Origin of the sequence: Prosthecodimorpha hirschii (genome assembly GCF_001305515.1) — a bacterium.
Lineage (GTDB): Bacteria > Pseudomonadota > Alphaproteobacteria > Rhizobiales > Ancalomicrobiaceae > Prosthecodimorpha > Prosthecodimorpha hirschii.
In genome coordinates, this window is the sequence record NZ_LJYW01000001.1 from 2,636,253 (window position 1) to 2,657,919 (window position 21,667).

Sequence of the window (21,667 nt, forward strand, 5' to 3'; positions counted from 1 at the left end):
CGGATTGGCGAAGGGCTTGGTGAAGACCTCCTCCGGCACCGGAACTTTGGTCTTTGCCTCCTGCAGGATCTCCAGCTCTCGAAGCGCACGTCGAACTGATCGCCCTTGAAGGCCTCCAGTTCGACCGTGTCGTCGCGATAGTAGTCGTAGCGAATCTCATCGAAATTGTTCTGGCCGACATTGACCGGCAGGGTGTCGGCCCAATAGTCCTTGACCCGCTCGTAGACGACGCGCTTGCCGGGATCGAAGGACTTGATCTTGTAGGCGCCGCTGCCGAGCGGCGGTTCCAGGGTGGTCTTGCCGATGTCGCGCTTCTGGCCGTCGGGGCCGGTTCCCTCCCACCAGTGCTTCGGCAGCACCGTCAACTGACCGACAATCTGCGGCAGCTCGCGGTTGCCGGTCTGGTCGAACCGGAAGGTGACCTCGCGCTCGCCGGTGACTTCGGCTTTGACCACGCTGCGATAATAGAAGGCCTGCTGGGGCGACAGGTCCTTCAGCTTTTCCAGGCTCCAGACCACGTCTTCCGGCGTGATCGGCGTGCCGTCATGCCACTTCGCGCCGGCGCGCAGACGATAGGCCGCCCAGGCGAAATCGTCCGGATACTTCACCGCCTCGGCGATCTGGCCGTATTCGGTCGAGATCTCGTCATAGGCGGAGGCCATCAGGCTGTCGTAGAGGAGACCGATCCCGGCCGCGGCACTGCCCTTCGGCAGGATGGCGTTGAAGCTGTCGAAGGTGCCCTCCGCGCTCATGCGCAGCACCCCGCCGCGCGGCGCCTTCGGGTTGACATAGTCGAAATGCTTGAAATCGGCCGGATATTTGACGCTGCCCATCAGCGACAGGCCGTGCCGCCATTGCGGCTCCTCGGCGCGCAGGCCGGGTGCCGAGGCCAGGCCGGTCGCCAGAACGGCGCCGAAAACCATAACACGCAGGGCGGTCACCCTGGACCGCAGGGCGGTCACCCTGGCCCGCAGGGCGGCCACTGGGGACCGCGGGTGACGGACCGAAGCGGCGGAAACGGGGGCGGCGAAACCTGCGGCGATCTTCGACTGGCGCATCGGCGACGGGCACTCCGTTCGGTCAGGGCAGGACCGCGGCGCCGGTGCGACACCGCGGGATGATGCGGGATATTAGTCGCCCCGGCACCGTTTCCACATGGGGTCACGACATTATGACGAATTTTCGCAGCCTGCCGGTATCGGCGGCAGCGCGAAACCCGGCGCTTCGAAGGGCGCAGATACGAAAAGGCCGGCGCGACGGCCGGCCTTTGACATCCATTCCGGGGCCCGGGGGCCGCCGGCTCAGGGCAGCGGCACCGGATTGTCCGACAGCGAGCGCAGATAGGCGATCACGGCGGCGCGCTCTTCCGGCTTGGGCAGGCCCTTGAAGCTCATCTTGGTGCCCTTCACGACGCCGGCCGGATTGGCCAGGAACTCGTCCAGATGGGCGAAGTCCCATTTCTGGCCCGCCGCGGCGCCTTCCTTGATGCCGGCCGAATAGGCGAAGCCCTCGGCATGGCCGAGCGGCCCGCCGACGACGCCCCAGAGATTCGGGCCGGTCCCGTTCTTGCCGCCCTTGTCGGGGTTGTGGCAGGAGCTGCACTTGCCGAACACCTTCTTGCCGTCGTCCGCAGTCGCGGTCTTCAGCCGTTCGGCGATCGGCGTGGCGGCCACGGCCGCGCTTTCGGCCTGTCCGCCGCCGGCACTGCCGCCGGACGCCTCGGCGGTCGCCACTTCGAAGCCCGGCTTGGCCGGAGCCGGCGAGTGGAAAATGATTTCGGAGAGCACGCCGAGGCCCAGGGTGAACAGGCAGGTGCCCAGCACGGCGCCGGCGATCTTGTTAAACTCGAAGGAATCCATCGGATCGAAGCTCCGGTCATCCGGTCGGGATCTTGAGGGTCGCCCTTGGGGAGGCGGGCGCGCACAGGCGGGCACCGCCGGGGCAGCCCGGGGTTCCAAGGCGGGCGGAAACTACAAGCTTTCCCGCAGGCCTGTCCATACGTATAAAGCGGCCGCGGGTCCAGACCCAGCGACACTTCCGTCTAACCGTTCTGCGCCGAAAGCGACCCGTCATGTCCGACCGCGCCGTCGTCCTGATCCCCTCCCGCATGACCGCCACGCGGCTGCCCGGCAAGCCGCTCGCCGACATTCTCGGCACGCCGATGATCGTGCATGTCTGGCGGCGCGGCGTCGAGGCCGGCATCGGCCCGGTCGTGATCGCGTGCGACGACCAGCGCATCGCCGACGTGGTGATCGCGGCCGGCGGCGAGGCCGTGCTGACCGACCCCAACCATCCCTCCGGCTCCGACCGCATCTTCGAGGCGCTGAACCGCTACGATCCGGACGGGCGGTTCGACGTGGTGGTCAACGTGCAGGGCGACCTGCCGACCATCGAGGCCGCCGCCGTCAAGGCCGCCTTCGCGCCGCTCGACGATCCGGCGGTGGACATCGCCACCATCGCGGCGGAGATCACGGTCGAGGAGGAGAAGACCAATCCGAACGTGGTCAAGGCCGTCGGCACGCCGATCGGGCCGGATCGCCTGCGCGCGCTCTACTTCACCCGCGCCACCGCTCCGACCGGCCCCGGGCCGCTCTATCACCATATCGGCCTCTATGCCTATCGCCGCACGGCGCTCGAACGCTTCGTGACGCTGCCGCCCTCCCCGCTCGAGAAGCGCGAGAAGCTGGAGCAGTTGCGCGCGCTGGAGGCCGGCATGCGGATCGATGTCGGCATCGTCAACACCGTCCCGCTCGGCGTCGACACGCCCGAAGACCTGCACAAGGCCCGCGCGCTCCTGTCGCGCTGATCCTGCCGCTTTCCGCATCCCGCTTCGCAGCCTTCCGAAGGATACGCCGATGACCGGCCGCAAGAAGATCGTTTTCCAGGGTGAGCCCGGCGCCAACTCGCACATCGCCTGCCGCGAGGTCTATCCCGACTACGAGGCGGTGCCGTGCCAGACCTTCGAGGACTGCTTCGCGGCGATCCAGTCTGGCTCGGCGGACCTCGGCATGATTCCGGTCGAGAATTCGATCGCCGGCCGCGTCGCCGACATCCATCATCTGCTGCCGCAGTCGGCGCTGCACATCATCGGCGAGTATTTCCTGCCGATCCGCCATCAGCTGGTCGGCCTGAAGGGCGCCCGCCTCGACGCGATCGTCTCCGCCCAGAGCCACCCGCAGGCGCTCGGCCAATGCCGTCAGAGCCTGCGCCAGCTCGGGCTCGCCGCCGTCGTCGGCGCCGACACGGCCGGTTCGGCCCGCCAGATCGCCGATGCCGGCGACCCGACCCGCGCCGCCATCTCGTCGCGGCTCGCCGCCGAGATCTACGGCCTCGACATCCTCAAGGCGGATATCGAGGACGACCAGCACAACACGACCCGCTTCATCATCCTGTCGCCGGAAGATCTGCGCGCCGCGCCGGGCGTCGGGCCGATCATGACCACCTTCGTGTTCGAGGTGCGCAACGTGCCGGCAGCGCTCTACAAGGCGCTCGGCGGCTTCGCCACCAACGGCATCAACATGACCCGGCTGGAAAGCTACATGGTCGGCGGCACCTTCACGGCGACCCAGTTCCTGGCCGACGTGGAAGGCCATCCGGACGAGATCGACCTCGGCCGTGCGCTGGAGGAACTGTCCTTCTTCGCCTCCGCCCGCATCCTCGGCGTCTACCGGGCGAGCCCGTTCCGCGCCCGCGTCAAGGATATCGAGAGCGCCCGCCTGCGTCCGGCCGTGCGCGGCATGTGACCGGCCCGAACCGCCGGCACGACGGCCCGGTCCGGAACGCCTTAACTGAGGCGCCTAGATTGGGGCGCCTGGACCGGGATGTCTGGACCGGGCGCCTCAGCGGCCGGTGCCGTTGAGCGGATTGTCCGGGTCCCAGCGGTAGCGCACCGTCTCGAAGCGCAGGGCGCGGGCATCGAACATCAGGAGCCGGCCGATCAGCGGCTCGCCGATGCCGGCGACGATCTTGATCGCCTCCAGGGCCTGCAGCGACCCCATCGTGCCGGTCAGGGCACCGAGGATACCGGCGACCGCGCAGGACGGCACCAGGCCCTCCGGCGGCGGTTCCGGGAACAGGCAGCGATAGGTCGGGTTCGGCCGCCCGTCGGGTCCGGCCCGATGCGGCATCAGCGTGGTGAGCGAGCCGTCATATTCGGAGACGGCGGCGGTCACCAGCGGCCGGCCGGCCCGGAAGCAGGTGTCGGAGACCAGGTAGCGGGTGGCGAAATTGTCGGAGCCGTCGACCACCACGTCATAGGCCGCGACCAGCGCCGGCGCATTGCCGGCATCGAGCCGGACCGCATGGGACTCGACCCGGACATGCGGGTTGATGCGCCCGATCGCCGCGGCGGCGCTCTCGACCTTCGGCCGCCCGACATCCGGCGTGGCGTGGATCACCTGGCGCTGCAGGTTGGAGAGCGAGACCGCGTCGTCGTCGACGATGCCGAGCGTGCCGACGCCTGCGGCCGCCAGATAGAGCAGCACCGGCGCGCCGAGCCCGCCGGCGCCGATCACCAGGATGCGCGCCGCCTTCAGCTTCTGCTGGCCCGGCCCGCCCAGTTCGCGCAGCACGATGTGGCGGGCATAGCGCTCCAGTTCATCCGGGTCGAACATGCGGCCTCCCTTCCCGATGGGGCCGGGCCGCCGCACCGTCGCCGGCGACGGCCCGCCTCCCCAGACTGTATCTCCCGAGGACGCTGCCGGTACGGCGCCGCCGACAGTCCGGCACGGTGCGGACGGGCAATGCCGGACGCCTGGCGTTCAGTCCGCGCTCTGCGGTGCCTCGAAGCGGGCGCCGAGACCGGTCATCAGGCCGAGGAAGGACGGGAAGCTGGTCGCGATCGTGGCGGTGTCGTCGACCGTGACCGGCGCCTGCCCGGCCAGCCCCATGACCAGGAACGACATGGCGATGCGATGGTCGAGATGGGTCGGCACGGTGCCGCCGCCGATCCGGCGGGTGCCGCCGATCACCTTGAGGCTGGTCTCGCCCTCCTCGACCGGGACGCCGTTGGCGGCGAGCCCGTGGGCGACGGCGGACAGCCGGTCGCTCTCCTTGACGCGCAGCTCCTCGAGCCCGTCCATGAAGGTGTCGCCCTCCGCGAAGGCCGCCGCGACCGACAGGATCGGATATTCGTCGATCATCGACGGCGCCCGCTCCGGCGGCACGGCGACGCCCTTGAGCCGGCTCGACCGGACATGCACGTCGCCGATGCGCTCGCCACCGGTGACGCGCTCGTTCTCGATGGTCAGGTCGGCGCCCATCTCCAGGAGCGTGGTGAACAGGCCGGTGCGCAGCGGATTGAGCAGCACGTTCTCGACCGTGACATCCGACCCCGGCACGATCAGGCCAGCGACGATCGCGAAGGCGGCCGAGGACGGATCGCCCGGCACCGTGATCGCCTGCGGCTTCAGGCTCGGACGGCCCTGCAGGCGGATGACGCGTTCGCCGGCCGGTCCGGCCGTCACCTCCAGCGCCGCGCCGAAGCCGACCAGCATCCGCTCGGTATGGTCGCGGGTGGCGACAGGCTCGATCACGGTCGTCACGCCGGGCGAATTGAGGCCGCACAGCAGCACCGCGGACTTCACCTGCGCGGACGGCACGGGGACGCGGTATTCGATCGGGATGACCGTGTCGGGGCCGCGCAGGGTCAGCGGCAGACGGTCGCCCTTGCGGGCGATCACCTCGACGCCCATCCGGCGCAGCGGGTCGAGCACGCGGCCCATCGGCCGGCGCGACAGCGAGGCGTCGCCGACGAAGGTGGCCGCCACGGCATGGCCGCCGACAAGGCCCATGGTCAGCCGCGAGCCGGTGCCGGCATTGCCGAAATCGAGCACGGATTCCGGTTCCAGCAGGCCGCCGACGCCGAGCCCGGAGACGCGCCAGAGGCCCTCGCCGTCGCGCGTCACCGTGGCGCCGAGCGCCCGCATCGCGGCGGCCGTGCCGAGCACGTCCTCGGCCTCCAGCAGGCCCTCGATGCGCGTCTCGCCGACCGTGACGGCGCCGAACATCAGCGAGCGATGCGAGATCGACTTGTCGCCGGGGACGCGGATGCGGCCGGTCAGCGGGCCGGAGGCCAGGGCGGAAAGAGGCGTGCCGGCAGAAGCATGGGCCATGGTCGGCTCCGGAAGGGCGCGTGGGTCGTCGGGATCGGGCGCCGTCCTACCATGCCGGCCCCGCCCCGTCATCCGCCCGCTGCACAGGCACACCGGCCCGACGCTGCGGCAGGCGGGCGCGGCGGACGTCGCCCGGCCGGCGCCGCCAGGACCGGGGTCCGGACATGCCGGCAGCCTCGGCGGAGTTTGCACGCGGCATTCGGCATCGCCGATCCCGGCCGCGGATTTCCGCGCATTTCCGTTTTGACAGGGCGCCTGCCAGCGACTATGCCGTGATTTCCTTTTGACCACCCGACATCCCGGAGAGACGATCCGTGGCCAAACCCGAGCTCGGAACCAAGCGGCTCTGCCCGAACTGCGGCACCAAATACTACGACCTGAACCGCGATCCGATCCTCTGCCCGAAATGCGGCACCCTGTTCACGGTGGCGGCCGTCGTGTCGCGCGCCAAGGCGGCTCCGGCCGTCGAAGAGGCTGAGGAAGAGGTCGACGAGGCCGCTCCGATCGAATTCGTGCCGCTGGAAGAAGCGGAGGCGGACGAGAACGCGGACGAGGCGGTGCCCGGCATCGAGGACGAAGAGATCGCCGACATCCCCGACGACGAGGACGATACCTTCCTCGAAGCCGAGGAGGACGACGAGATCGACGGCATCGACATCGATGTCGCCGGCGAGGACGAAGAGCGCTGAGGCGGCCCGGGCGGGGCGTCGGCTCCGCCCTGCCGACCGCGGCTGCCGGCCCGCCGGATTTGCCGGGTCGGCCATGACCCTGCCGGTCGCGCGGGCCGCTCCTGCGGGACCGCGGGCGGAGACGGACGACGGATCGCGCCCGGACGTGATGACGCGAGTTCGCGATGGCGCACGGTTCCGATGGCACGGTTCCGATGGCACGGTTCCGATGGCGCGGTCCCGGCGAGGCAGCCGGGAAGCCTGTGGAAAACTCCGGACACCGCAGGCGGTGCCCGACTGCAGCGGCCAAAACCGAGGCATTCCGGGCCGTTCCGACGCTTCGAAGACCGGCGTCCGGGCCGGATCGGGTTCGAAATCGCCCTTCGCAACGACTTCCTTGCCGGAGAAATTCCGGCAAAGTGAAATAACCTCTTGATCGACGGCGAGCTTCGGCTTACACACCGCGCCGTCAGCCGGGCCCACCCAAGACCCGGTTCGAGAATGTGGGGCCATAGCTCAGTTGGGAGAGCGCTTGAATGGCATTCAAGAGGTCAGGGGTTCGACTCCCCTTGGCTCCACCAATTCTCAAGACAATCGACCGCTTGCACAAGCCGCCCATGGGGCGGCTTTCGTGTTTTCGGCGGCCGGGAAGGAATTCGAAGCGGCGGCCGAAACCGATCGGTGACGATGGAAGCCGAGGCTCGGGCCGAGCGCCGCCTTCGGCAGCGCCATCGGGGCGCCTCCCAAGCCCGCGTGGCACCGCCCACGCCCGGAAGGCCCCGCCCAAGCCCTCCGGGCACCGCCCACGCCGGCAGAGCGCCGTCCAAGCCAGCGGGGCGCGATCGACAGGGCCGAGCGGCCCGGACTCGGTGCAGACCGGCATGGCAGCTCTCCGACGGCCGTTGCGGGTTCGAGGCTGCCATCGAAATTCTCGAACGCTTCGAGGTCCCGGTGATCTTCGCCGCGCCTGTCGCGAATCGCGGCTGACCGGACAGCACATCCCGAGCCGGGCGTCCTGGTCGCCAAGCCGTTCCGGGACGACGCGGCGCGGGCCGCAATCCGCCACCCCTTGGTCTTCGGCGATATCGGCACGCGGCGGGCTGGCCGGCCCGAGCGGCCGTTCCGGCGACGTCGCCTCCGGCGCCGCGGGATGCCGCCCGGCGACGGCCGTCCGGAACGGCATCGATCCCGACGGTGAAAACGCCGTCGGGGCCGGCTTGTCCAGTTCACGGTGATCGAGAGCAAGATCTCAAGCTTGTCCTTTCAATTGCCCATCAATCATTCGCGTCTCGGCATTCTGTGTACGGGGAACCTGTTCGGTCGGTGTCGCGTTGGGATGTCAGCGCTCTCGCAAAAACATCGCTCGCAGACAGGATGATGCATGACATCAGCAAGCAAACGTCGCTCGGGAAGTCCTGAAAGCGGGTTGGAGCGAAAGCCCCAATCGGCGAACAGTCCCGGCTACCAGACGCCACCCATCGCCGGGCAGCCCGGCGCTCCCGACGAACGCCGCGAAGACCCCATGCCGGACCGCCCGGAGGCCGAAAAGCCGTATCCGCGCGATGCGCAAGGCCCCAAGGGCGTCTGAGTCCCTCGTCCATCGCGGCATCCCGCCGTGCCGGGCCGGTCGCCGATGACGGCCTTCGGTCCGCCCGACCGGTCTCATCCGGACGGCTTTCGCCGGAGGCCCCGCGAGGCACGCACGGTCCGTTCGCCGCGATCGCGATCCCGCGACCTTTTCCGCCCACAACCCAGGAGGCAGCCATGACACCGCTCCCCGATCCCCGTTCGGTCCCACATCCCGTCCCGGAGCCCATCTACAGCCCGGAGTCATCGGCGCCGGCCGCGATGCGCGCCCCTGCTCCCACGCCCGAGTCCGACGAGAATTCGATATCCGGGCAGCACCTGGAGTCGACCGGAGCCAAACTGGCACGTGTTTCCGAGCCACGGGAACGGCAGGCCGTCGACGTGCGGCCGATGTACTATGTGCTGGGTGCCGGCATGGCCGGGACCGTCTTCGGCATGATCGTCAGCTACGTCCTGCTGTAGGGACGGCATGGCTTGGCCGACCCCACGGCTCGGCCATCGCCACCCGCCGCGGCGGCAACGGCGATCGCCCGCGGCGATGGCGGGGCCTGTGCCGGACGTTCGATATCGGGTGGGGCGACAGCGAGCGGGGCGATGGCGCGCGGCAGCGGGTTCGGCCGCCGGCTCGTGGTTCGATCGAAGCGGATGGAACCATCCGACCCGTGCTTCTGAGCCAATCACGCTTCGATTGCGTGGTCCATTCGATCCGACATGGGCGGGACGCGGATGTCAGAGCCCGACCACGAGGTCGTCGAACAGGGTCGGCTGGCCCATCTGACCGCCCTTGAGCATGATCTCCAGACCGTCCATGGCGGCCCGGTCGGCATGGGTGCGGCAGAGGGCGGCGCCGGGTCCGAGCGTGGCGATATGCGAGAGGCCCCAGAGCCCGAGCGCCTGGATGGCGAGGCTCGACGTGTCGCCGCCAGCGATGCAGGTGCGGGCGGGCCGAATGCGGCTCAGGACCGCCGCTGCGAGGCGCGCGGTGGCCTCGGCGACCTGAAGCGTCCCGAACCGGGGCTGCGGGTCGGCACCCGCCTTGGCAGCCCCCGCGCCGGCTCCGGCCGCTCCCGCGCCCGCCTCGACGGCTTCGGCGCCGGGCAGACCGGTTGCGGCGAGCATGGGACGGCCGGCGGCGAGGCCTTCCGCGATGCGGACGGCCTGTGCGTCGCGATAGGCGTCCTCGGCGATGAGCCGGGCCACATCCAGCGCGACGGTCTCGTAGCGCGTCGCCTGCGCCATCTGCGCCCGGGTGACCGGCGACAGGCTGCCGACCAGCACGAAGACAGGTCCCGCGGCCGCAGATGGGCCGGGCATGGATGGGCCGGGCATGGGCCGGCTGGGCATGGATGGGCCGGACATCGGCACCGCGGGGGTTCCGGCCCGCGTTGCCGGCCAGGCGGCGGCGAGCGCGCGGGCGACGCTGCTGGCGCCGACGGCGACCAGCGGCGCCCGTTCGGCCCAGGTCCACAGCCATTCGCCGATGATGGCGAGATCCTGCTCGCGCGAAACGTCGAACAGCAGGCCCGGATGCGTCGCCGCAAGCGCCGCGACCCTGGCGGTCGCCTCGGCGGGCGGCAGCGCGTAGGTCGGGTAGTCGACCAGACCGAGATCTCCCAGACCCTGGCGGGCGAGATGCAGGCGCAGGTCGGCTTCGTCCATCGGCGTGACCGGATGCCGGCTCATGGTCGGGTGCCGGTCGATCCGGTAGGCCTCGCCGCCCGCCCCGGCGGTCGCGAAAAGCTGGCCGAACAGGCAGTAGCGGCCGAGATTCGGCTGTCCGCCGACGATCGGCAGGGTCGGATGCGGAAAATGCGGGCGTAGCGCCGCCACCGCGGCGCCGATGCTGCCGACCTGCGGCGCGCTGTCGAAGGTCGAGCAGCATTTGTAATGCAGCAGGTCGACGCCGAGACCGGCGAAGAAGCGGCCGGCGGGGTCGAGTTCGCGCGCCATCGCGGCCGGATCGAGCGACCGGGTCGCGCCGGCCAGACCGACCGCGTCGAGCGGGCCGAGCGCGGCGAGCCGTGCGGCCTCGGGGATGCGGGTCAGCAGGACGGCCCGGAAGCCGCGTTCGGCCCAGGTCGCCAGCGTGTCGCTGGCGCCGGTGAAATCGTCGCCGTACCAGCCGACGCGCGGGGCCTTCGTCGCCCACCGCCCCGCCATCATCCGCGGGCTCCGCCGAAGAAGGCCAGCGCACGGGCCAGTTCGGCATGCTCACGGGCGGCCACATCGAGCGGCCGGCCGGCCGCGACCGCCGCCCAGGCCTGCCGGATGCTGGCAACGCCCGCCGCCGGGCCGTCCGGATGGGCCATGATGCCGCCGCCGGCCATGAACAGGAGGTCGGTATGGCCGACCGCCGCGTGGGTCGCCGGTGCCGTGCCGGCCCATTGGCCGGACGAGAAGGCCGGCAGGACGCGATCGTCGGTGCCGTCGGTCAGCGGCGCCGCGCAATCGCGCGCCGAGGCGACGACCTCCGCGTCCTCCTGGGCGAACTTGCCCTGCAGGCCGTGGACATGCATGTGATCGACGCCGGCCAGCCGCCACAGCGTCTGGTAGGCCTGGAACGAGATGCCGAGCATGGGATGGCGCGAGATGGCGCCATAGCCGTTGCGGTGGCCGTGGATGACCAGATCGGTCGAGCGGCGCAGGGTTTCGATCGCCGAGAAGCCGCACCAGTTGAGGCTCGCCATCACGCAGGTGCCCTCCTCGCGGGCGACCAGGTCGGCATGCCGGCGCATGGCGTCGGTCTCGTCGGTGATGTTGAAGGCGACCATCACGGCCTTGCCGGTCCGATCCCGATGGCGCCGCACGGCGGCCATGACGGCCGGAATGCGCTCGGCAAGCGGCGCGTGATCGGGATCGGCGGCGATCTCGTCGTCCTTGATGAAATCGAGCCCGGCCGCGCAGAGCTGCCCGACCAGGGCACCGGTTTCCGCGGCGCTCAATCCGACATTGGGTTTGATGATCGAACCGACCATCACGCCCGCTGGCACGCCGGTCAGCCGCCGGGTGCCGGCAATGCCCTGCGCCGGCAGCGGAAAGCGGCGCCGGAACGACCAGGGCAGGCGGAGACTCTCCAGGCGGAGCCCGGTCACCTCGCCGAGATCGTAGAGATTACCGGCGACCGTTGCGGCGAGGGTCGCCAGGTTGGCGCCGACATTGGCGACCGGAAAGGACAAGGTCACCCGCGCCCGGCGCCAGGGGCCGCCGATCGCCTTGCGGTCGAGCCAGGCGTTGGGCAGGCTCGGCGCCGCGGCCGGTTCGAGCTCCTCGACGCCGATGATCGCCGCGCGGGCCCGGTCGCGCAGCGCATCGGTCTCGCCTTGCACGCGGATGAAGGTGCCGCAGCTCTGCTCGCCGGCCATGATCCCGGCAACCGCCTCGGGATCGAGCGGCGTCTCGATCAGGTAGCGCGCCTCGTAGCGCTCGGATGCTTGCGGCACGGGCGGCGTCCTCAGAGCTTGGACAGATCGGGGAAGGGCCGCACCGGATCGCTGCCGTCCCAGCCCTCGGAAGCCTCGCGGATCAGGCGGAACATCTCGCCCTTCGGCCCGGCGACCTCCGACAGTTCGATCACCGTGCCCGGATGATACTCGGTATCGAAATAGACGAAACGGCCGCGCTCGCCGACCTCGCCGCTCATCACCGCCTTGAAGCCCTGTGCGGTCAGCCGGTCGAGGTCGGCGTCGTAGTCGGAGGTCCAGTAGGCGACATGCTGCAGGCCGGTATGGCCGGCGTCGCGGAAGTCGCGATACATCGACGGCACGTCGTTGCGGCACTGGATCAGCTCGATCTGCAGCGGACCGGAATTGGCCAGCGCGACCGAGTTGTGCGGCTCGTAGGCGACGCCGCGATACTGGTAGTTCCGGATCGGAACCTTCGGATTGTAGAAGAACGGGCCGACGCCGAGCACGCGGCTCCAGTAGTCCATGGCCTTTTCGATATCCGGCACGACATAGCCGGCCTGGCGGATATGGCCGAAGAAGCGACTCATCGGGAGATGCCTTCCAAAGAGGGAGCCGAGGGGGAGCGGATCAGAATTTCAGGAAGCCGGTCGACAGCCACGGCACGGCGGCGACGACCAGGAGGCCGAGGATCAGGGCCAGCATGTAGCCGCCGATATGCCGGAGGCCTTCGTCCGGATTGACCTTGGAGATCGCGCAGGCGCCGTAGTAGCCGACGCCGAAAGGCGGGGCGAACAGGCCGATGCCCATGGCCAGGATGACCACCATGGCGTAGTGGACCTCGTGCACGCCGACCTGGCGGGCGATCGGAAAGAGCAGCGGGCCGAACAGGACGATCGCCGGGATGCCCTCGAGCACGCTGCCGAGGATCACGAAGGCGACGATCGAGACGGCCAGGAAGCCCCAGGCGCCGCCCGGCAATGCGGCCATGATGCGCCCGAGGTCCTGCGAGAAGCCGGACTGGGTCAGCCCCCAGGCCATCGCGGTGGCGCAGCCGACGATGAAGATGATGGCGCCGGTCAGCGAGGCGGTCTCGATCAGCATCGGGCCGATCCGGCGCCAGTCGAAGCGGCGATAGACGACGAGCCCCATCACCACCGAATAGGCGATGCCGATGGTCGAGACCTCGGTGGCGGTGGCGACGCCCTCGACGACCGCGGCGCGGATGACGAAGGGCAGCGCGATCGCCGGCAGGGCGACCAGCGCGAGCTTCAGGATCTCGGGCGCCGGCACCCGCACGACATGACTCAAGTCCTCGTGCCGGTAGCGGCGCCAGACGACCGCGCACAGGGCGAGGCCGAGCACCACCGCCGGCAGCATGCCGCCGGTGAACAGCGCCGCGATCGACACGCCGGTGACCGACCCGATGGTGATCAGCACGATCGAGGGCGGGATGGTCTCGGTTTGCGCACCGGTGGCGGAGAGCAGCGCGACCAGATCGCCCGGCTTGGCGCCGCGCGCCTTCATCTCCGGGAACAGCACCGGGGCGATCGCGGCCATGTCGGCGATCTTCGATCCGGAAATGCCGGAGACCAGATACATCGCCCCGATCAGCACATAGGAGAGACCGCCGCGGACATGGCCGAGCAGGCTGGCCAGGAAGCGGATCATGGCGGCCGCCATGCCGGTCATCTCGATCAGGAGGCCGAGGAAGACGAACAGCGGCACGGCCAGCAGGATCAGATGGCTCATGCCCTCGTCGAGCCGGCCGACCATGACCAGGAGCGGTGTCGAGGTGGTCAGCGCCAGATAGCCGAAGGTGGCGAGCGCGAAGGAAAAGGCGATCGGCACGCCGGCGAAGACGTTGGTGGCGACGACGCCGACGAAGAAGATCACCAGGTTGAGCTTGCCGAGCGGCTTCAGCATCGGCCCGGCCCACCAGAACAGCGCGACCAGGCCGGCGGCGACCAGGATCGCGGCGAACGCGGGGCCGCGCGCATGCAGCCGGACGAAGCGCGCGAGCGCCGCCGCCAGCATCAGGGCGATGCCGGTCGGGATCGCGGCCGCCCGCCAGGCGTTGCTGATCTCCAAGGCCGGGGTGACGATGAAGCCCTCCTCCTGCGCGTAGTCGAGCGCGTGGTGGAAGATCAGCAGCAGGAACACGATCGACGCGGTCAGCGCCAGCGCCTCCAGGAAGGCCCGGGCGCCCGGCGAGACCCGGGAGACCAGCCCGGTCATGCGCATGTGCTCGCCGCGCCGGAGCGCCACCACGGCCCCCAGCATGGAGAGCCACAGGAACAGGATCGAGGCCAGTTCGTCCGACCAGACCAGCGGCGTGTGGAACAGGTAGCGGGCGGTGACGCCCGCCGCCAGGATGGCGATCTCGACCAGCACGATCGCGGCCGCGACCCACTCGACGGCGGTGCCGATGACGTGATCGGCCCGCGCCGCGAGCGCGGCAAGGCCGGTCGGCGCGCCCGTCAGGGCGACGTCGGAAGGGCCCGCGGTGGCGGGGCGCGCGGCGGCGTGCATATCCGTCGTACTCGGTTCGAGCATGGCGAGCGATCAAGGCGTTGGTGGTGCGGGTTCGCGAGACGGACGGGTAGCATCCGTCCCGATCGGACCCCTGCGGCGGCGTCAGGCGAGCTTGCCGACCGCGCCTTCCAGGAGGCCCCAGGCCTCGTCGCCGAAGCGGCCCTTCCATTCCGCGTAGAAGCCGGCCTCGCGCAGCTTGGCGCGGAAGCTGTCCGGGCTGGTGCGGTTGAAGGCGAGGCCCTTGGCTTCCAGATCGGCCTGCAGCGTCGCGTTGAGCTTGCGGATGTCGTCGCGCTGCTTCATGCCGGCATCGTTGATCGCACCGGCGACGATCTTCTGCAGGTCCTCCGGCAGGCCCTTCCAGGCGCGGCCGTTGGCGATGAACCAGAAGCCGTCCCAGATGTGGTTCGACAGCGCGCAGGCCTTCTGCACCTCGTAGAGCTTGGCCACCTGGATGATCGGCAGCGGGTTCTCCTGCGCGTCGACCACCTTGGTCTGCAGCGCCGAATAGACCTCGGAGAATTGCAGGCTGGCCGGGGCCGCGCCGAGGCCCTTGAACATCGAGATCGACAGCGGGCTGACCGGCACGCGGATCTTGAGGCCGGCCATGTCGGCGGCGGTCTGGATCGGCTTGCCCGAGGTGGTCATCTGGCGGAAGCCGTTGTCCCACATCTTCTCGAAGGCATAGAGGTTGACCTTGGCGATCTCGGCGCGGACCTGGGCGCCGACCTTGCCGTCCATCGCGCCCCAGACCTGGTCGTAATCGGCGAAGGCGAAGCCGACCGCATTGATCGCGGCCGCCGGCACCAGGGTGGCGATGACCAGGGCGGACGGCGTGAAGAAGGTGATGCCGCCGCTGCGGACCTGCGAGAGCATGTCGGTGTCGCCACCAAGCTGATTGTTCGGGAAGATCTGGATCTGGACCCGCCCATTGGTCTCCTTGGCGATGCGCTCGACGGCCTCCTGGGCGCGGACGTTGAGCGGATGCGTGACCGGCAGGTTGTTGCCGTATTTCAGATCGAACTCGGCGGCGCGGGCGATGCCCGGGCGGCCCAGAGCGACGACGGCCGGCGCGGCGGCCAGCGACTTCAGAAGGGTGCGGCGGGTCAGGATGGCCATGGGCGCGTTCCTCGAGGTTATGATTGATTTTGATGGTTCTTGATCCTCTTCCACGATAAGAATTGATGGCATGATCCGTCAAACATCGTTTTTGATGGACTTTGATGGGATATTTGATGACGGAGCCCCCCAACTCACCCTCGCCGCCGGGCCGGCCGCGCCAGAGCCGGCTGCCGCGCATCGCCGATGTGGCGCGCCTCTCGGGCGTCTCGACGGCGACCGTCGACCGCGTCCTGAACGGGCGGCCCGGGGTCCGGGCGCCGACGGTGCAGCGGGTGATGCGGGCGGCGGCGGAGATCGGCTATGCGGTCGAACTGCCGCCCGATCCCGCCGCGGCGCTGCAGCCGATGCGGCTGGCCTTCGTGCTGCCCGCCGGCACCAACCGCTTCCTGGCCGGCCTCGGCCGGCTGATCACCGGGGCGACCGACCAACTCGCCGGCTTCAACATGCGGGCGCGGGTCGACTTCATCGAGAGCTTCAACCCCGACCTGCTCGGCCGGCATCTGAAGGAGCTCGGCCGCGATGTCGACGGCGTCGTCTTCATGGCCATCGACCATCCGGCGGTGCGCGAGGCGGTCAACGCCCTGGCCGACCGCGGCGTGCCGACCGTGACGCTGATCTCCGACATCGGCCTTGCCCGCCGCGCCGCCTATGTCGGGCTCGACAACCGCGCCGCCGGGCGCACGGCCGCCTATCTGATGGCCCGCTTCATCGGCCCGCGCCCGGCCAAGGTGGCGATGATCGCCGGCAGTCTCAGCTACCGCGCCCATGGCGAGCGCGAGATGGGCTTCCTGCACATGTTCCAGGAGGCCTATCCGGCGATCGAGGTGGTCGGCCTGCGCGAGGGCTACGACGACCAGGCCAAGAACTACCGTCAGACCCGGATGCTGCTCGCCCGGCACCCGGATCTGGCCGGCATCTACTGCATCGGCGGCGGCCCGGAGGGCATCGCCAAGGCGCTGAAGGAGGCGCGGCGCGACCAGGACGTGGTGCTGATCGGCCACGGCCTGACGCCGGAGGTGCGCGAACTGCTCGTCGACGGCACCATGGACGCGGTCATCACGCAGAACCCGCACGGTTCGCTGATGAACTGCGTCTCGATCTTCGCCAATATCCGCGCTGGCCGGCCGCCCGGGGACGGCGTCGAACCGGCCCGCTCCGAGGTGGTCTTCCGCGAGAACCTGCCCTGATGCCGGCCGCCGCCGTCACGTGAATGCGGACGGCCGCGACGGGTCGGCAAGGCACAGATCGATCAGCCGGGCGACGCGCCAGGCCGCTTCGTCGAGTGCGGCGGTCAGGTCCGCTTCCGCAAGGGCCGGCGTCATGGCGGCGGCAAGACGACGCAAATCGGTCTCGCTCTCCGCCGAGGCGGCGAGGCTGAGCAGCACCGCGGCGGTATCGGCCGTCGACGGCGCGGCGGTCCGCAACGGCCTTGCGGTCCGAGCGCCGCGTCTGCGACGTCCGGCCCGCTCCGATGCGGCAAGCCAGGTGGCTGAAATGCGATCGATGTCCGTCATGGAGCCCTCCGCTCGGGTGCGGCGGAGAGCGCGGCGGACGGCGCGGCGGCGGACGCAGATCCGCCGGAAGCGGACGCGTGGCGTCGACGAAGCCTCCGCCGGTGCACCCCGCCCGGACCTTGGTTCTTCTCGCGCCACGGCAGGTCTCCTGGCTCGCGGGTCATCACCGGTGCCCCGTCTTCCCGCACCGCCCGGGTTGCCCGGACGATGCAGTGACCATGGTGGAGCACCGGCTCACCGCCGACAGTTGCGGGGGCAGCTCCGGCCTTGCCCGCCTGAGCGGACGCACCGGATTCCCTCTTAGCCCGCGCGATCGTCTCGCGAAGGACCGTGACGCAGCAAGCATAGGCGTCCGGCTTCGGCCCGGTCAATCGAATCCCGCAGGACGACACCTGCGGCCGGCGCGCCAGCCCGAAGCACCGACGCCCCCGCCCCGGCGTTCGGCCGTCTCGACAGGCCGGCACCACGGACTACTCTCGCGCGCCTCAGGCGGAGCCCGTCCATGTCCGAATCGCCTTCGAAACGCCGCGTCGTGCTGGGCTTCATCGGCACCGTGCTGGATGCCGGCCGCGCCGACCGGCGCTTCGACAAGTGGCGGCCGACGGTCGCCATGTGCGCCCATCCGAGCCTCCCGGTCGACCGCTACGAACTCCTGCGCGATGCGCGCCATTCGGATCTGGCCGATACGCTGGCGGCCGACATGCGCGCCATCTCGCCGACGACCGAGGTCCGTCAGGTCGAGATGAACCTGACCGACCCCTGGGATTTCGAGGAGGTCTTCGCCGCGCTGCACGATTATTGCCGCGCCTATCCGTTCGATCCGGAGGCCGAGGACTACCTCGTCAACATCACCACCGGCACCCATGTGGCGCAGATTTGCTGGTTCCTGCTCGCCGAGGCGCATTATGTGCCGGGCCGGATCGTACAGCTGACCCCGCCGAAGCGCTGGAAGGACGGCGCGCCGGGCGGCTACACGATCACGGATCTCGATCTCTCCCGCTACGACCGGATCGCGCGCCGCTTCCGGGCCGAGACCGTCGAGGCGACCTCGTTCCTGAAATCCGGCATCGCCACCCGCAATCCGGCCTTCAACCGGATGATCGACCGGATCGAGCAGGTGGCGCTGCGCTCGCGCGCGCCGCTGCTGCTGACCGGGCCGACCGGGGCCGGCAAGTCGCAGCTTGCCCGGCGCATCTACGATCTGAAGAAGACGCGGCGGCAGGTCGCCGGGCCGTTCGTCGAGGTCAATTGCGCCACCCTGCGCGGCGACAGCGCCATGTCGACCCTGTTCGGCCACGTCAAGGGCGCCTTCACGGGCGCGCTCGCCGAGCGGGCCGGCCTCCTCAAGAGCGCCGACGGCGGCATTCTGTTCCTGGACGAGATCGGCGAACTCGGCCCCGACGAACAGGCCATGTGCCTGCGCGCCATCGAGGACAAGCGCTTCCTGCCCGTCGGCGCCGATCGGGAGACGGCGAGCGACTTCCAGCTGATCGCCGGGACCAACCGCGATCTCGGCCCCGCCGTCGCGGCCGGCCGCTTCCGCGAGGACCTGCTCGCCCGGCTCAACCTGTGGACCTTCGACCTGCCCGGCCTGAAGGACCGGCGCGAGGACATCGAGCCGAATGTCGAGTTCGAACTGAAGCGCCACGCCGAGCGCGAGGGCGTCAACGTCACCTTCAACCGTCAGGCGCGCGCCCGCTACATGGCCTTCGCGCTGTCGGCGGATGCGCTGTGGTCGGCCAATTTCCGCGATCTCGGCGCCTCGATCACCCGCATGGCCACACTCGCGCCGGGCGGCCGCATCGACGAGGCGGTGGTCGAGGAGGAGATCGGCCGGCTGATGGCGACCTGGCACGGCCAGCGCCGCGACGGCCCCGAGGCGCGGCTCGCCGGCCTCATCGAGGCCGACCGGCTCGCCCGGATCGACCCGTTCGACCGCTTCCAGCTCGCCGAGGTGATCCGCATCTGCCGCGAGAGCCCGAGCCTCAGCGCCGCCGGCCGCACCCTCTTCGCCGCCTCGCGCCTCGACAAGGCCTCATCCAACGACGCCGACCGCCTGCGCAAATACCTCACCCGCTTCGGCCTCGACTGGGCGACGGTGACGGAGCGTGGCGGGTAGGCGCGCGCCGCACCGCCATCCGGGCGGGCGAAGGGAAGATGACGTATCGGGATCCCCTCCCGTCGCCACCCCGCCCCCTCGGCTCCTTCGTCCCTCGGGGGAGAAGGGGAAGCCGTTGAGAGATCTCGAAATTCGACGTCCCGCCATCCCCCCGCCCCCGCGGCTCCTTCCCCTTCGCCCCTCCGGGGAGAAGGTGGCCGAAGGCCGGATGAGGGGAGGATTTCGCAGCGCATTCCGCACCACCGGTCCGAGGCGGAACGAGGCGGAACGAGGCGGAACCGTGAGGACGGCGGCAGTTGCGATCCCATCCCCCTCATCCGCCCTGCGGGCACCTTCTCCCCCCCAAGGGGGCGAAGGGGAAGCCGTTGAGAGATCTCGAGAAATCAACCTCCCGCCGTCCCGCTGCCCCCTCGGCCCCTTCCCCTTCGCCCCTCCGGGGAGAAGGTGGCCGAAGGCCGGATGAGGGGAGGATTTCGCAGCGCATTCCGCACCACCGGTCCGAGGCGGATCGAGGCGGGACCGCGAGGGCGGCGGCGGTTGCGATCCCGTCCCCCTCATCCGCCCTGCGGGCACCTTCTCCCCCCCAAGGGGGCGAAGGGGAAGCCGTTGAGAGATCTCGAAATTCGACGTCCCGCCATCCCCCCGACCCCTCGGCCCCTTCCCCTTCGCCCCACCGGGGAGAAGGTGGCCGAAGGCCGGATGAGGGGAGGATTTCGCAGCGGAGTCCGCGCCACCGGTCCAAGGCAGATCGAGGCGGGACCGCGAGCACGGCGGAGGTTGCGATCCCGTCCCCCTCATCCGCCCTGCGGGCACCTTCTCCCCCCCAGGGGGCGAAGGGGAAGCTGTTGAGAGATTTCGAGAAATCAACCTCCCGCCACCCCCCGGCCCCTCGGCTCCTTCCCCTTCGCCCCTCCGGGGAGAAGGTGGCCGAAGGCCGGATGAGGGGAGGATTTCGCAGCGGAGTCCGCACCACCGGTCCGAGGCAGATCGAGGCGGAACGAGGCGGAACGAGGCGGAACCGTGAGGACGGCGGCAGTTGCGATCCCGTCCCCCTCATCCGCCCTGCGGGCACCTTCTCCCCCCCAAGGGGGCGAAGGGGAAGCCGTTGAGAGATTTCGAGAAATCAACTTCCGGCCACCCCGCCCCCTCGGCTCCTTCCCCTTCGCCCCCTTGAAGGAGAAGGAAAGAAGCCGTTGGGAGATCTTGCGACATCGGCCTCTCGCGGGGCCGGATCGTCAGATCGAGTCCTTGAGGACCTGGGCGAGGGTGCCGATCAGCTGGTCGATCTCGGCCTTGGAGATGATCAGGGGCGGCGACAGGGCGATGATGTCGCCGGTGGTGCGGATCAGGATGCCGCGCTCGAAGGCGTCGAGGAAGCACGAGAAGGCGCGCTTGGTCGGCTCGCCTGGGATCGATTCCAGCTCGATGGCGCCGATCAGGCCGATGTTGCGCACGTCGATGACATGCGGCAGGCCCTTGAGCGACTGCAGGGCGTCCTCCCAGTAGGGGGCGAGTTCGGCGCCGCGGGTCAGGAGGCCGTCTTCCTTGTAGGTCTCCAGCGTGCCGAGGCCGGCCGCGCAGGCGATCGGGTTGCCCGAATAGGTGTAGCCGTGGAAGAACTCGATCAGGTGTTCCGGCCCGTTCATGAAGGCGTCGTGGATCTTCGACTTCACGAACACGCCGCCCATCGGGATGACGCCGTTGGTGATGCCCTTGGCGGTGACGATGATGTCCGGCGAGACGCCGAAATAGTCGGTCGCGAAGGGCGTGCCGAGGCGGCCGAAGCCGGTGATGACTTCGTCGAAGATCAGCAGGATGTCGTGCTTGTCGCAGATCGCGCGCAGGCGCTGCAGGTAGCCCTTCGGCGGGATCAGCACGCCGGTCGAGCCGGCGACCGGCTCGACGATCACGGCCGCGATGGTGGAGGCATCGTGCAGGGTGACGAGACGCTCCAGATCGTCGGCGAGGTCGGCGCCGTGCTCGGGCTCGCCGCGCGTGAAGGCGTTGCGGGCGAGATCGTGGGTGTGGCGGATATGGTCGACGCCGGTCAGCAGCGTGCCGAACATCTTGCGGTTGGAGACGATGCCGCCGACCGAGATGCCGCCGAAATTGACCCCGTGATAGCCGCGCTCGCGCCCGATCAGGCGGAACTTGGAGCCGTTGCCCTTCACGCGATGATAGGCGACCGCCATCTTCAGCGCGGTCTCGACCGATTCCGAGCCGGAATTGGTGAAGAAGACATGGTCGAAGCCTTCGGGGGCGATATTGACCACCTTGGAGGCGAATTCGAACACCTTCGGGTGGCCCATCTGGAAGGCCGGCGCATAGTCGAGCTCGCCGGCCTGGGCGCGGATCGCCTCGACGATCTTCGGCCGGTTATGGCCGGCATTGCAGCACCAGAGACCCGCGGTGCCGTCGAGCACGCTGCGGCCGTCATCGGTGCGATAGTGCATCCGATCGGCCGAGACGAGCATGCGCGGCGCCTTCTTGAACTGGCGGTTCGCCGAGAAGGGCATCCAGAAGGCTTCGAGATCGTTGGTGCGGTGCTGATAGTTCATCGGGACCTCCCGCGGCGCCGCCATCCGTCCGGCGCCCGCCATGACAGTCG

The 21,667-nt window shown here is 69.8% G+C and carries 17 protein-coding genes, 1 tRNA gene and 1 riboswitch; of the genes, 7 read left to right on the forward strand and 11 right to left on the reverse strand.

All coding sequences use genetic code 11. From position 1 onward, the window contains the following. Both ABB55_RS11545 and ABB55_RS11550 read right to left on the reverse strand, forming a co-directional pair. Window positions 1–923: ABC transporter substrate-binding protein (locus ABB55_RS11545; protein WP_244472022.1), on the reverse strand; the 923-nt coding region annotated here is incomplete at its 3' end. A 378-nt stretch (window positions 924–1,301) separates the two neighbouring features. After that, a complete protein-coding gene (locus ABB55_RS11550; RefSeq protein WP_083463551.1) occupies window positions 1,302–1,859 on the reverse strand; it encodes a c-type cytochrome in 558 nt (185 codons plus the stop codon). Window positions 1,860–2,071: 212 nt separating this feature from the next. On the opposite strand from ABB55_RS11550, the gene ABB55_RS11555 reads away from it, so the two are divergent. Together ABB55_RS11555 and ABB55_RS11560 are read left to right on the forward strand one after the other, a co-directional pair. Continuing rightward, window positions 2,072–2,806 (forward strand): 3-deoxy-manno-octulosonate cytidylyltransferase, encoded by a 735-nt coding sequence (locus ABB55_RS11555; protein WP_054358934.1) that lies wholly within the window; start codon window positions 2,072–2,074, stop codon window positions 2,804–2,806. A 49-nt stretch (window positions 2,807–2,855) separates the two neighbouring features. After that, window positions 2,856–3,743 (forward strand): prephenate dehydratase, encoded by an 888-nt coding sequence (locus ABB55_RS11560; protein WP_054358935.1) that lies wholly within the window; start codon window positions 2,856–2,858, stop codon window positions 3,741–3,743. A 96-nt stretch (window positions 3,744–3,839) separates the two neighbouring features. On the opposite strand, the gene ABB55_RS11565 is transcribed toward ABB55_RS11560, so the two are convergent. Both ABB55_RS11565 and aroA read right to left on the reverse strand, forming a co-directional pair. Continuing rightward, on the reverse strand, window positions 3,840–4,613 hold the full coding sequence (locus ABB55_RS11565) for a HesA/MoeB/ThiF family protein (protein WP_054358936.1): 774 nt from the start codon (window positions 4,611–4,613) through the stop codon (window positions 3,840–3,842). A 147-nt stretch (window positions 4,614–4,760) separates the two neighbouring features. Beyond that, a complete protein-coding gene (gene aroA, locus ABB55_RS11570; RefSeq protein ID WP_054358937.1) occupies window positions 4,761–6,113 on the reverse strand; it encodes a 3-phosphoshikimate 1-carboxyvinyltransferase in 1,353 nt (450 codons plus the stop codon). Window positions 6,114–6,427: 314 nt separating this feature from the next. Here aroA and ABB55_RS11575 point away from each other — a divergent pair, with 314 nt between their 5' ends. The 3 genes from ABB55_RS11575 (at window position 6,428) to ABB55_RS29685 (ending at window position 8,830) form a co-directional block, all read left to right on the forward strand. Then, a complete protein-coding gene (locus tag ABB55_RS11575; RefSeq protein ID WP_054358938.1) occupies window positions 6,428–6,802 on the forward strand; it encodes a TIGR02300 family protein in 375 nt (124 codons plus the stop codon). Window positions 6,803–7,286: 484 nt separating this feature from the next. Then, window positions 7,287–7,362, forward strand: a tRNA-Ala gene (locus tag ABB55_RS11580). A 1,183-nt stretch (window positions 7,363–8,545) separates the two neighbouring features. Beyond that, a complete protein-coding gene (locus tag ABB55_RS29685; RefSeq protein ID WP_152982013.1) occupies window positions 8,546–8,830 on the forward strand; it encodes a hypothetical protein in 285 nt (94 codons plus the stop codon). A 267-nt stretch (window positions 8,831–9,097) separates the two neighbouring features. On the opposite strand, the gene ABB55_RS11585 is transcribed toward ABB55_RS29685, so the two are convergent. The 5 genes from ABB55_RS11585 to ABB55_RS11605 form a co-directional block, all read right to left on the reverse strand. Next, window positions 9,098–10,531: a four-carbon acid sugar kinase family protein gene (locus ABB55_RS11585; RefSeq protein WP_244472023.1), complete on the reverse strand. Its 1,434-nt coding sequence runs from the start codon at window positions 10,529–10,531 to the stop codon at window positions 9,098–9,100. Continuing rightward, complete coding sequence (locus tag ABB55_RS11590; RefSeq protein WP_054358939.1) at window positions 10,528–11,808, reverse strand: ribulose-bisphosphate carboxylase large subunit family protein; 1,281 nt, start codon at window positions 11,806–11,808, stop codon at window positions 10,528–10,530. The genes ABB55_RS11585 and ABB55_RS11590 overlap by 4 nt, the downstream gene beginning before the upstream one ends. 11 nt (window positions 11,809–11,819) lie before the next feature. Continuing rightward, window positions 11,820–12,359: a VOC family protein gene (locus ABB55_RS11595; protein ID WP_054358940.1), complete on the reverse strand. Its 540-nt coding sequence runs from the start codon at window positions 12,357–12,359 to the stop codon at window positions 11,820–11,822. 40 nt (window positions 12,360–12,399) lie between these two features. After that, window positions 12,400–14,301: a TRAP transporter large permease gene (locus ABB55_RS11600; protein WP_054358941.1), complete on the reverse strand. Its 1,902-nt coding sequence runs from the start codon at window positions 14,299–14,301 to the stop codon at window positions 12,400–12,402. A 105-nt stretch (window positions 14,302–14,406) separates the two neighbouring features. Then, window positions 14,407–15,423, reverse strand: a complete 1,017-nt coding sequence (locus ABB55_RS11605; RefSeq protein ID WP_054358942.1) for a TRAP transporter substrate-binding protein — start codon at window positions 15,421–15,423, stop codon at window positions 14,407–14,409. A gap of 116 nt (window positions 15,424–15,539) precedes the next feature. Between ABB55_RS11605 and ABB55_RS11610 the strand changes: the two genes are divergently transcribed. After that, window positions 15,540–16,613, forward strand: coding sequence for a LacI family DNA-binding transcriptional regulator (locus tag ABB55_RS11610; protein WP_054358943.1), 1,074 nt, complete (start codon window positions 15,540–15,542; stop codon window positions 16,611–16,613). 15 nt (window positions 16,614–16,628) lie between these two features. Here the strand turns inward: ABB55_RS11610 and ABB55_RS11615 are convergent, their stop codons facing one another. Continuing rightward, the gene (locus ABB55_RS11615; RefSeq protein ID WP_054358944.1) at window positions 16,629–16,850 is read right to left on the reverse strand and encodes a hypothetical protein; all 222 of its coding nucleotides are present in this window, start codon (window positions 16,848–16,850) and stop codon (window positions 16,629–16,631) included. Window positions 16,851–17,061: 211 nt separating this feature from the next. Then, window positions 17,062–17,288, reverse strand: a riboswitch (cobalamin riboswitch). A gap of 154 nt (window positions 17,289–17,442) precedes the next feature. Between ABB55_RS11615 and rtcR the strand changes: the two genes are divergently transcribed. Then, window positions 17,443–19,059, forward strand: a complete 1,617-nt coding sequence (gene rtcR / locus ABB55_RS11620; RefSeq protein ID WP_054358945.1) for an RNA repair transcriptional activator RtcR — start codon at window positions 17,443–17,445, stop codon at window positions 19,057–19,059. Between the two features lie 1,235 nt (window positions 19,060–20,294). On the opposite strand, the gene aptA is transcribed toward rtcR, so the two are convergent. Continuing rightward, window positions 20,295–21,617, reverse strand: a complete 1,323-nt coding sequence (gene aptA / locus ABB55_RS11625; RefSeq protein WP_054362004.1) for an omega-aminotransferase AptA — start codon at window positions 21,615–21,617, stop codon at window positions 20,295–20,297. Between the last annotated feature and the right edge of the window lie 50 nt (window positions 21,618–21,667).

Excerpts from the sequence above, each read along its gene's own strand:
- ABB55_RS11555 (WP_054358934.1), top strand. The coding sequence starts at position 2,072 with ATGTCCGACCGCGCCGTCGTCCTGATCCCCTCCCGCATGACCGCCACG.
- ABB55_RS11565 (WP_054358936.1), bottom strand. The coding sequence starts at position 4,613 with ATGTTCGACCCGGATGAACTGGAGCGCTATGCCCGCCACATCGTGCTG.
- ABB55_RS11600 (WP_054358941.1), bottom strand. The coding sequence starts at position 14,301 with ATGCACGCCGCCGCGCGCCCCGCCACCGCGGGCCCTTCCGACGTCGCC.
- ABB55_RS11550 (WP_083463551.1), bottom strand. The coding sequence starts at position 1,859 with ATGGATTCCTTCGAGTTTAACAAGATCGCCGGCGCCGTGCTGGGCACC.
- ABB55_RS11610 (WP_054358943.1), top strand. The coding sequence starts at position 15,540 with ATGACGGAGCCCCCCAACTCACCCTCGCCGCCGGGCCGGCCGCGCCAG.
- ABB55_RS29685 (WP_152982013.1), top strand. The coding sequence starts at position 8,546 with ATGACACCGCTCCCCGATCCCCGTTCGGTCCCACATCCCGTCCCGGAG.
- ABB55_RS11605 (WP_054358942.1), bottom strand. The coding sequence starts at position 15,423 with ATGGCCATCCTGACCCGCCGCACCCTTCTGAAGTCGCTGGCCGCCGCG.
- rtcR (WP_054358945.1), top strand. The coding sequence starts at position 17,443 with ATGTCCGAATCGCCTTCGAAACGCCGCGTCGTGCTGGGCTTCATCGGC.
- ABB55_RS11585 (WP_244472023.1), bottom strand. The coding sequence starts at position 10,531 with ATGATGGCGGGGCGGTGGGCGACGAAGGCCCCGCGCGTCGGCTGGTAC.
- aptA (WP_054362004.1), bottom strand. The coding sequence starts at position 21,617 with ATGAACTATCAGCACCGCACCAACGATCTCGAAGCCTTCTGGATGCCC.
- aroA (WP_054358937.1), bottom strand. The coding sequence starts at position 6,113 with ATGGCCCATGCTTCTGCCGGCACGCCTCTTTCCGCCCTGGCCTCCGGC.
- ABB55_RS11595 (WP_054358940.1), bottom strand. The coding sequence starts at position 12,359 with ATGAGTCGCTTCTTCGGCCATATCCGCCAGGCCGGCTATGTCGTGCCG.
- ABB55_RS11560 (WP_054358935.1), top strand. The coding sequence starts at position 2,856 with ATGACCGGCCGCAAGAAGATCGTTTTCCAGGGTGAGCCCGGCGCCAAC.